The sequence below is a fragment of the Gelidibacter sp. genome (genome assembly GCF_035577925.1).
Classification (GTDB): Bacteria; Bacteroidota; Bacteroidia; order Flavobacteriales; family Flavobacteriaceae; genus Gelidibacter.
In genome coordinates, this window is the sequence record NZ_DATJCY010000259.1 from 1 (window position 1) to 10795 (window position 10795).

A 10795-nucleotide genomic window follows, 5' to 3' on the forward strand; every position below is an offset into this window, starting at 1 on the left:
ATCATTAACCAAAAACCAATGGTTAAAATAGCCATAAACGCTAAAAATCCTAAATATTGATCAAATGTAAACATCTTGCAAAGTCTTTATAATAATTAAAGCAAATATAGGAGAAACGTTTTGTTTACACAACACCAATTTTTAGAATTATCAACAAGGTTTTCAAAAATCTGGATATAAATCTATAGTCCAACTGCAACTGCTCCATCAGTATTGTATAAATAGTGATTATAATACCCTATTTAATTTTTAGACGCTACAATTCTACTATTCAATCATGTACAAATTATTATTTATAATTAGTCTAAATAAATTTTGATAAAGAAGTTTTGCATAATATATTTGCCCATTCTTTAAAAAAATCAAAACAAACAAACCAAAATCATGTATAATAAATTACTAATATTGTTTGTCCTCATAGGACAATTCGGCTATTCTCAATCAAAAATAGAGGGTACAATCATAGACGAAACTAAGCATACTATACCTTTTGCCAATGTTATTATTGATGGCACAACAGTTGGAACCACCGCCGACGAAAACGGTTATTTCCAATTCCCAAACCTTGCCGTTGGTGCATATATAATCAAAGTATCCTATGTCGGATATAAATCTTCATCTCAAAGCGTCAATTTAAAATCTGGAGAAACAGTAGTCTTAAAATTCCAACTTCAAAACGATTCAGAACTTGATGAAGTTGAAGTATTTGGAAGCCGATATAAGCGTCCTGATAAAATAGAAGCACTCACCAGATTGCCATTGGCACCCTATGAGCAGATTCAGAGTATTTCAATTATTTCTGATAAATTGATTGCACAGCAAGGCAACTTAACAATTGCAGATGCAACCAAAAACGTTCCAGGAGTTTATACTTTTGCGACTTATGGCAATAAACGTGAAAGCATGTCGTCCCGTGGCTTTAGAGGGATTCCAATCTTAAAAAATGGTGTTCGAGTACATTCAGATTTTAGAGGCACAGGAATTTTGACCGATATGCAAGGAGTTGATAATATTCAGGTTCTTAAAGGAGCAGCAGCCATTACTCAAGGTGTTGCTACCGACTTGGGAAGTCCTGGCGGTGTGATCAACATCGTTACCAAAACACCAAAATATTATCATGGCGGCAATGCTTCGGTAAGAGCAGGAAGCTATGGTCAGCTGCGTACGGCATTTGATGTTTTTGGTCCGTTAACTTCTAATGAAAATGTAGCATTCAGAATTAATGGTGCCTTAGAGCGTGCTGATAGTTTTAGAGATGGTGTATCGAGCGATAAATTTTATTTCAATCCTTCTTTTGAATGGAAAGTTGATGACAAATCGCGATTGACCTTAGAAATGGATTATTTTGATGATAGCCGTACTCCTGATTTGGGTACTATAAATCTTGGAGAAAATGATACCAATGCTATTTATGATTTGCCGCACAACAAATTTTTAGGTTATGCCAATGATAAATCCTTAACAAAGAACGCCACGTATTCTGTAAGATTTAGCCGTGAACTGAATGATAAATTAAGTTTGAAAGCTGCTTATTTTAAATCGGATTTAGATTTGAACGATAAAGGTGCCAGTCTTGGTAGTGTTATCAAAAACAATGCTGGAAATCCAATTTACCACCAAAGAAACCGTGGGTATTCTATTTCTGACAGAAAAGATTCCAATAGTGTCCTACAATTTGATCTTATTGGTGATGACGTCAAAACCGGAAGTATATCACATACCTTCCAAGTAGGTTTTGATTACAGAACTTCAAATTATAGCACGTCGTCCCAAACGGCATCAAACGTTGATATTATTGATGTTTACGAAGACATCAGCACCGTTTTGCCTAGTAATTTAAACTTAAGCGCCAAAAGTCTAGCAAGTGCAAAATCAAGAGCTCTTGGTTTTGTTGCCCAGGATGTTATCACCTTTAACAGCTGGTTAAAAACCTTTTTAGGCATTCGTTATAGCAGCACACAAACAGAGACCGAAACAGAGACAACGCAAAGTGATGCCTTTAACCCTTTGGCTGGAGTTATTATTACACCATTTAAAAACATCAATGTATTTGCATCTTATACCAATAGTTCTTATCCACGGACAGCTTCAAGATTGGATATTAATGGAAACTCCTTGGGTAATGAACGTTACGACCAAATTGAAACCGGTATCAAAACGAATTGGTTGGAAAGCCGTTTGAGATTTAATTTTACCTTTTTCAAAATTAACAATAAGGACATCAATCTTCCGGTTTATGATGAAAATTGGGTGGCTACAGGATATTATCAAAAAGGTGGAAATGACGAAAGAAAAGGAATTGAAGTTGAACTAAGTGGACGAATCCTTGATAATTTTGAAGTTATCACTGGCTATTCTTATATTGATGCGCAATACAAAGAACACACCTCTTATGTTTATGGATCAGCACCTTTAAACACACCAAAACACACTTTTAATGTTTATGCCAATTACGGCTTTAAAGGGAAGTTGGATGGATTATCACTTGGCGCAGGCGTTTATTATACGGGAGAGCGACCAATAAATGATTGGAGTTCTGGAGCTATAACCCATGAAGGCATTGTCCCAAACATGAAACCTTTTGATGTCGATTCTTATACGCAAACAAATGCCCAGATTGCTTATCAATTTAACCAACATTGGAATTTTAGATTATTAGCCAATAATATATTTAATAAGATTGGATATAATGCCTACCGCACAAGCTATATCAATCAAACAGATCCACGCAATTTTGCTGGAGTATTAACGTACAATTTCTAAATTAGAATACATCCATATGCAAAAGCGCAATCTGAAAAGGTTGCGCTTTTTTCATTGCATTATAAATGTATCAAATTAACCTTTGATTTTGGGAATTATTAACAATAACCGTCTGAAAATTCCCCGTAAAGGGCTAACTTTGTGTGTAAATAAATCATCAAAAATCATGGAATACAGAATTGAAAAAGATACAATGGGCGAGGTTAAAGTTCCTGCCGATAAACTTTGGGGCGCACAAACTGAACGTTCCCGAAATAATTTTAAAATTGGTGCACCAGCATCAATGCCTTTAGAAATTGTATATGGATTTGCCTATCTCAAAAAAGCCGCCGCATTTACAAATTGCGAATTGGGTGTTTTACCTGTTGAAAAACGCGATTTAATTGCACAGGTATGTGATGAAATATTAGAAGGCAAGCATGATGATCAATTTCCATTGGTCATTTGGCAAACAGGCTCTGGCACACAAAGCAATATGAATGTTAATGAAGTGATTGCCAACCGTGCGCAACAATTGGCCGGAAGAACGATTGGACAAGGCGATCCAGTTATCGGAGCAAATGATGACGTTAATAAATCACAATCGTCAAACGACACCTTCCCTACAGGAATGCATATTGCCATTTATAAAAAAATAGCCGAAAACACTATTCTTGGTGTTGAACAACTTCGCAATACGTTACATAAAAAAGCCATTGCATTTAAAGATGTTGTAAAAATTGGTCGTACGCATTTAATGGATGCCACACCTATTACTTTAGGTCAGGAAATTTCTGGCTATGTTGCGCAATTGGATCATGGCTTAAAAGCTTTAAAAAATACTTTACCACATTTAAGCGAGTTGGCTCTTGGTGGAACTGCAGTTGGCACAGGTTTAAACACACCTAAAGGCTATAGTGAACTTGTAGCAGGATATATCGCAAAATTTACAGGTTTGCCTTTTATTACGGCGCCCAACAAATTTGAAGCTTTGGCAGCACACGATGCATTGGTTGAAACCCATGGTGCTTTAAAACAACTGGCAGTAAGTTTAAATAAAATTGCCAATGACATTCGTATGATGGCTTCTGGCCCTAGAAGTGGTATTGGTGAAATCATCATTCCGGCCAACGAACCTGGAAGTTCGATCATGCCAGGAAAAGTCAATCCAACACAAAGTGAAGCTTTAACCATGGTTTGTGCACAAGTTATGGGTAATGACGTGGCCGTAACTATTGGTGGTACGCAAGGACATTATGAGTTGAACGTTTTTAAACCTATGATGGCCAAAAACCTATTGCAATCTGCTCAACTATTAGGTGATGCATGCAGAAGTTTTGATGAGCATTGTGCACAAGGCATTGAACCAAATCACGATGTTATAAAACATTTATTGAATAATTCCTTAATGTTGGTAACTGCTTTAAACACCAAAATCGGGTATTATAAAGCGGCCGAAATTGCCAATACCGCTCATAGAAATGGCACAACTTTAAAAGAAGAGGCCGTCAATTTGGGCTATGTATCAGCAGAAGATTATGACCAATGGGTAAAACCCGAAAATATGGTGGGTGAACTTAAGTAAACTATAAAATCTGTTTTTTTTTGAACAGAACACCTTATAAAATTGATTAAAAAGCAAGTTAATTTTAATAACTTGCTTTTTTTATACACATTAACAACCTTACATTATTCAAATTAAACCTATGTCCATACTCATTATCAATATTAAAGAACTTATTCAAGTTAGAGCAAAAAACGTTTCTATAGTTAAGGGAAAAGACATGAAAACTCTTCCTACACTTAAAAATGCTTATCTCCTTATTGAACAGGACACCATTGTAGAATATGGTTCTATGTCAGATTACACAAATTACCAAGCTGATTTAGTAATTGATGCCAAAGGAAAAATGGTGCTTCCGGCATGGTGTGATTCCCACACGCATATTGTTTATGCTGGCGATCGGTCGCAAGAATTTGTAGATCGGATCAATGGATTATCTTATGAAGAAATCGCCAAACGTGGTGGTGGCATCCTCAATTCGGCACAAGTTTTACAAAATACTTCCGAAGACGACCTTTATGAACAATCCTTAAAACGCTTGAACAATGTTATGAAAATGGGCACTGGTGCTATCGAAATAAAATCTGGATATGGTTTAACAGTCGATGCTGAATTAAAAATGCTTCGGGTCATCAAACGCTTACAAAAAGAATCATTAGCAACCATAAAAACCACGTTGCTTGCGGCACACGCCATTCCAAAAGAATTTAAGGATCGGAAAGAAGCTTATGTAGATCTTGTGATTTCTGATTTGATTCCAGAAGTGGGCCAATCCAAACTAGCTGATTATATTGATGTGTTCTGTGAAAAAGGCTATTTTGACCTTGATGACACCAAACGTATCATGGAAGCCGGTTCGGCAGTTGGGCTTGTTCCAAAAATTCATGTCAATCAGTTTAATGCTTTTGGAGGTGTAGCACTAGCCGTAAAACATAATGCGCTTTCTGTGGACCATCTTGAAGAAATGAGGCTTGAGGATATCGAGGCTCTAAAAGATAGTCAGACTATGCCAGTGGCACTTCCCTCCTGTTCTTATTTTATTAGCATTCCTTACACACCAGCACGTCAAATTATTGATGCCGGATTGCCACTAGCATTGGCTTCCGACTACAATCCTGGAACAACACCAAGTGGCAATATGAATTTTGTAGTAAGCACAGCATGTATCAAAATGCGAATGACGCCAGAAGAAGCTATCAATGCAGCTACTATAAATGGTGCTTACGCGATGGGTATTTCTGATCAGTATGGAAGTATTTGTAAAGGAAAAAAAGCAAACTTGATAATCACGCGAGAAATTGAGAGCTATAACAATATTCCTTATGCTTTTGGCGATAATCTAATTGATAACGTTATTATTGGAGGAAAAATATTGGAATAAATTCTATGTTGATAATTCTTTAAGACTTATATTTTTAAACATTAAAAAACCCGAAAGTAAAAAAGCTTTCGGGTTTTTAATGCTTTATATTTTTTCTATTCCAAAGTAAATTCTGTGGTAGATACCAACTCTTTTTTGTTGAAAACATTCACCACATAACGACCTTTACTAAACGAACCTCTTGGTGAAACAAATTCACAAATATCAAGGTTTCTGTTTTCGTAATTAAATTTACTGACAATACTATAATTTAAAATGGTCTCATCAAATTGGATTTGCTCATTAGCACCCAAAACATTATCACTTGGATCTAATACCTGAACATATAGTTCTTTATCGCCAGCAGTTACCAAGGTGTTTTTAGCAACAGTATAGCAAATTCTAAGTTTATCACTACGTTTAGCACGTTCTGTAGGGATTAATTTACCTGAACTTCTTTCAATAACGCCAAAAGCTTTTAAACCTACAGTTTGTAAAACGGCTGCACTTTCAACGACTGAAGCCAATTCTGTGTTTTGAACCAATAATGAATCGGTAAACATGGTGCGTTCGGCCAATCTTACATTAGTACTATCCAACGAAGTTGCTAATAATGCATTTTGGATTTTCAATTTGTCATTTTCAGTTAAAAGTGCTTTCATTTCTTCCTGAAGTGACAAATATTTTTTTCTGTAGCTCATTAAGCTGTTGATACTATTTTGAGATATTTTCAAAGAATCCATCAAACCTTGAATTCTGCTTCTGGCCTCGACTAAATCTTGGTTTGCAACCTTATTTTCACCAATGGCAATGTCATATTGTTTTGCCATGTTATTTAAGTCATTCATTACCAATTGCTTTTCCTTGGTTAAGGTAGCTTCGTTGGTTTTCTTTTCATTATACAATTTTGAGGTATAAAAACCTGTTCCTACAAACAAGGCCAATAAAATACCTAAAGCAATCTTTAATCCTGTATTTTTGTTACTACTACTTGAACTTTCCATAAGTTTTGTTTTTTAGTTGTTGATTGTTAAATTAACACTGATTTTTAATTTATTTAAGTGCTAGGAAATAAATATGATGTACTTTTAATTCTTCAAATTTAAAATTAAATTCCAATAATGGGCAAACTTGTTTTATTTAAAACACAAGATTTAGAGGATTTATTAAAAATAAGAGCTAATGAATCTAAGTTTGGCGAACACATTCAATTACTTTCTAATTCTACCGATATATACGAATCTCTTGTTAATTTGGATGTTGCCTATGTTATTATCGGAATTCCTGAAGATATTGGCATATTTGCGAATTACGGAAATCGAGGTGCATCAAGCGCTTGGAAAGCTACATTAAAGGTTTTGCTCAATATTCAAAGCAACACCTTTACAAACCCAAGAAAAGTATTGATTTTAGGCCATTTGGATTTTTCAAAGGAAATGCAAAAAATAGACAGTTATCTTCAGTCTGATAAAAAACATATAGAAAAAGCTCGAAAACTGACCGAAAAAATTGACAAATGTGTCACCCATTTGGTGTACCAAATTGTCCGTTCGGGGAAAAAACCAATCATTATAGGTGGCGGACATAACAATGCTTACGGTAATATAAAAGGGGCATCGCTGGCGTTTAAAAAACCGATAAACGCCATCAATTTTGATGCCCATTCAGACTTTAGACGCGAAGAAGGTCGACATAGCGGCAACGGATTTAGGTATGCCTATTCTGAAGGTTTCCTGAGCAATTATTTTATGTTCGGACTTCATGAAAATTACACTTCCGATCGTATATTCAAAACCTTAGACCGATTTAAAGCTCTGAAATACAACACCTATGAAGAGCTTATCATCAGAAAAGACAAAAAATTTAAAGATGAGTTGGAGCGCGCCACAAAACATGTTGCCAATCAACCTTTTGGAGTGGAAATAGATTGCGATGCCATCAACTTTATCCCAAGTAGCGCAATGTCGCCAAGCGGATTTAGCATCAAAAAAGCGCGTTCATTTGTGAATTATTTCGGTAAACAAAAAAATGCCGTCTATTTGCACATTTGCGAAGCAGCACCAACTCATGAAACCGAATCCATCGTGGGCAAACTAATCACCCATTTGATCATCGATTTTATGAGAGCCAATTCCTCCAATTATGAATCAAAATAAACAATATAAATTCGATCTTTGGTTATTTATGGCATGCACCATGGTGCTGCTATATCTTCTGTTAATCAATCTTATGATTTCAAAAAACTGGAGCAATGACGTCTTCAATTCATTGATGGACTGGATGAGTGTGCCAATTTATAGTTTAGGTATTATATTGCCAATTGTTGTCGTGATTCGGTTAGTTTTGAATAAAACCCAAAACAGAAGTTTAGCGGTTTTGAGTTTACTATTTTCATTATTATCCTTTGTATTTATAGGATATTCTACCTTTGTATAATTATGACTGTTGAAATTATTTCTTTTGAGAATAAATATGTCCAAGATTTTTATAGACTTAATGTTGAATGGCTGAAAGCCTATTTTTATGTCGAACCTTTTGATGAGGAAGTATTAAGTAAACCCGAACACTACATCTTAAATGAAGGCGGCCACATCTTTTTCGCAAAACTTGGTGACGACATTGTCGGAACAGTTGCTTTAATGCCAACTTCAGATCCACAAGTTTTTGAGCTCACCAAAATGGCAGTTTCCCCAATTCACAGAGGTTATAAAATAGGCCAAAAACTGATGCAACATAGTATTGATTTTTCGAAATCTCTTGAACTGGACAGCCTCATGCTCTACTCCAATACCACCTTAGAAAATGCCATACATATTTATAAAAAATATGGTTTTTTTGAAGTTGAATTGGAAAAAAACACACCTTACGAGCGCAGTAACATTAAAATGTTGCTAAATTTAAAGCCTGTTCAAAAATTATAGTTTGAATTTTTAAAATTATTTTTAGATAGATTTTAGTTTTGATAATGCAGATTTAGCGGGCTAGATCAAGTTGTCAAAGGCTAAAAGATGCTAAAAAGAGCATAAAAAGACAATCAAGAAATTTAAATACGTGCAAAATAAATATTTCGTTAAAATTTAAACAGGCCCTTAAATTAATAAATTTCTATCCAAAAATATTTTGAGTCTGGGCATATTGCAATAACATGATCGTTTTTGCGTCTAGGATTTTTCCAGATGCCATCATTTTTAGAACATCTGAAAACTTTAGTTCCATAACTTCAATTTCCTCATTCTCGCTTTCAAGTCCACCGCCATTATTTATTTTCATTTCATCCGAATAAGGCGCAATAAATAAATGCATTTTTTCGGTCAAAGCACCAGGCGACATATAGGCTTCCATCACCTTTTCGACCTGATTAATGCTATACCCCACTTCTTCCTCCACTTCCCGTATAATAGCCCGTCTTGCGGATTCATTTTTATCAATCGCCCCAGCACAAACCTCAATAGACATGGCTTCATCCTCCTTAACGTCATAAATTGGCATTCGAAATTGTTTGGTCAAAATAACACTTTGTTTTTCAGTATTGTACAACAAAATACACGTTCCATCACCACGATCATAAACTTCCCTCTTAACACGCCGCCAAGTGCCATCCTTGAATCTATAGTCATAAGATATTTCAGTTAAAGTGGCCCAAGCCCTTGAAAGGATTTTGTGTGAAATGTTTTTTATCGTGTTTAACATACTTAACTTTTCGTCGATTAATTTCCTATTTATTGATTGCGAATATCGTTTATAAATGGTGTTCCTTCATTTAAATATTGGATTGTTCGCAAAATATCATAATTCTTTAATATATCACATAATAAGAACTTTCAAATTTTGTTAACAGGTTGAAAACACTTGTGTTATTCAATGTAAATCATCGTTAAAACTCCATAATTCTACTTGTTTTAAAAAAAAGAAGTGCAATATCATTTTCAAAATCGAAGTTTTCTCCAGATTGCAATTATAAAAGCCATTTAAAAAGTTTATATCTTCATAACTTTTTTATAAGTTTTTAAAATGAAATCCTAACGAAATCTATATTTAGCGTATATTTGACCACCCAACCAAATCTAAATTATATTAGATATGACCCTTATTTTTAACAAGATAGTTTTGTCAATGTCGGTGTCCACCGATCAACTAACCATAATTTTACTCATAACTGGTGGTATTCTTTTGTTTTTTATTGCACTGGCCGTAATTAAAATGTACAAGCTCAAAGCAGAAAACAAAAAACTAATTGAAAATCAATCCTTTAAATCTGAAGTTGAAGAAGGCTATAAAGATTTTACCAGTGGCCATCTTTATGGTGACGATAAATAGTCGGTTCATACCTCAATAACAAAAATCATAGCTAGGTTTAATAACCATTTATGGTTGAAATAAAATAAAGAGACTGTCTGAAAAGGCAGTTTTTTTTTGCAGTTTTTCTAGTAAATTCTTAACTTTAAGAATGAGCAGAAAAGTAGTTTTTAAGACCTATGACCAAGACCAGTTAAGTCTTTTACCACCGAGTTATGATGATCTAGTTCCTGTCAATCATCCCGTTCGCATTGTAAATATGATTATTGACAATGTAGATATCAGTGCACTGGAAAAAAGCTATAAAGGTGGTGGCACCTCCAGTTACCATCCACGCATGTTACTCAAGGTTATCATTTATGCATATTTACGCAACCTTTATTCTTCGCGAAAAATAGAACAGGCCTTGCACGAGAACATTCATTTTATGTGGCTCAGTGGACAAAGCAAGCCCGACCATAATACCATAAATGATTTTAGGGGGAAACGCCTACAGGGGCATCTCAAGAAGATATTCCATCAGGTCGTATTGCTTTTGGTAGAACAGGGCGTTGTGAGCCTAAAGGATATCTTTGTAGATGGCACCAAGATTGAGGCCAATGCCAATCGTTATACTTTTGTTTGGGGCAAGTCCATAAAAACAAGTAAAGAGCGTATTAAAAAGCAGTTAAAAGAGTTGTGGTCTTATGTGGAAAAGGTTTATAAAGACCAGCAGCACATCCCGAACACACCAGACTTTGAAGCTATTGATGCTGATAAAATAGAAGCCACCATCAACCTAATAAACGAAGCTCTGCAAGGTAGGGAGATGGACAAAAAAGTAAAACAAAAGC

The 10795-nt window shown here is 35.1% G+C and carries 10 protein-coding genes; 8 read left to right on the plus strand and 2 right to left on the minus strand.

Annotation, left to right across the window (positions count from 1 at the left end; genetic code table 11):
- Positions 1-384: 384 nt before the first annotated feature.
- From VNJ50_RS10355 to hutI, 3 genes are all read left to right on the plus strand, one after another.
- On the plus strand, positions 385-2763 hold the full coding sequence (locus VNJ50_RS10355; protein WP_325581579.1) for a TonB-dependent receptor: 2379 nt from the start codon (positions 385-387) through the stop codon (positions 2761-2763).
- Between the two features lie 166 nt (positions 2764-2929).
- The gene (fumC, locus tag VNJ50_RS10360) at positions 2930-4327 is read left to right on the plus strand and encodes a class II fumarate hydratase (RefSeq protein WP_325581581.1); all 1398 of its coding nucleotides are present in this window, start codon (positions 2930-2932) and stop codon (positions 4325-4327) included.
- 121 nt (positions 4328-4448) lie between these two features.
- A complete protein-coding gene (gene hutI, locus VNJ50_RS10365) occupies positions 4449-5687 on the plus strand; it encodes an imidazolonepropionase (RefSeq protein ID WP_325581583.1) in 1239 nt (412 codons plus the stop codon).
- Between the two features lie 95 nt (positions 5688-5782).
- On the opposite strand, the gene VNJ50_RS10370 is transcribed toward hutI, so the two are convergent.
- The gene (locus VNJ50_RS10370) at positions 5783-6670 is read right to left on the minus strand and encodes a chromosome partitioning protein ParA (protein ID WP_325581585.1); all 888 of its coding nucleotides are present in this window, start codon (positions 6668-6670) and stop codon (positions 5783-5785) included.
- A gap of 117 nt (positions 6671-6787) precedes the next feature.
- Here VNJ50_RS10370 and VNJ50_RS10375 point away from each other — a divergent pair, with 117 nt between their 5' ends.
- The 3 genes from VNJ50_RS10375 to VNJ50_RS10385 are packed head-to-tail and all read left to right on the plus strand — an operon-like array spanning position 6788 to position 8587.
- On the plus strand, positions 6788-7822 hold the full coding sequence (locus VNJ50_RS10375; protein WP_325581587.1) for a formimidoylglutamase: 1035 nt from the start codon (positions 6788-6790) through the stop codon (positions 7820-7822).
- Positions 7809-8102, plus strand: coding sequence for a hypothetical protein (locus VNJ50_RS10380; protein ID WP_325581589.1), 294 nt, complete (start codon positions 7809-7811; stop codon positions 8100-8102). Before VNJ50_RS10375 ends, VNJ50_RS10380 begins: the two co-directional genes overlap by 14 nt.
- Positions 8103-8104: 2 nt before the next feature.
- On the plus strand, positions 8105-8587 hold the full coding sequence (locus tag VNJ50_RS10385) for a GNAT family N-acetyltransferase (RefSeq protein ID WP_325581591.1): 483 nt from the start codon (positions 8105-8107) through the stop codon (positions 8585-8587).
- Between the two features lie 184 nt (positions 8588-8771).
- Here the strand turns inward: VNJ50_RS10385 and VNJ50_RS10390 are convergent, their stop codons facing one another.
- Entirely contained in the window at positions 8772-9356 is a 585-nt protein-coding gene (locus tag VNJ50_RS10390) for an NUDIX domain-containing protein (protein ID WP_325581593.1), read from the minus strand.
- Positions 9357-9746: 390 nt separating this feature from the next.
- Here VNJ50_RS10390 and VNJ50_RS10395 point away from each other — a divergent pair, with 390 nt between their 5' ends.
- Positions 9747-9983: a hypothetical protein gene (locus VNJ50_RS10395; protein WP_325581595.1), complete on the plus strand. Its 237-nt coding sequence runs from the start codon at positions 9747-9749 to the stop codon at positions 9981-9983.
- A gap of 130 nt (positions 9984-10113) precedes the next feature.
- Positions 10114-10795: transposase (locus VNJ50_RS10400; protein WP_325581597.1), on the plus strand; the 682-nt coding region annotated here is incomplete at its 3' end.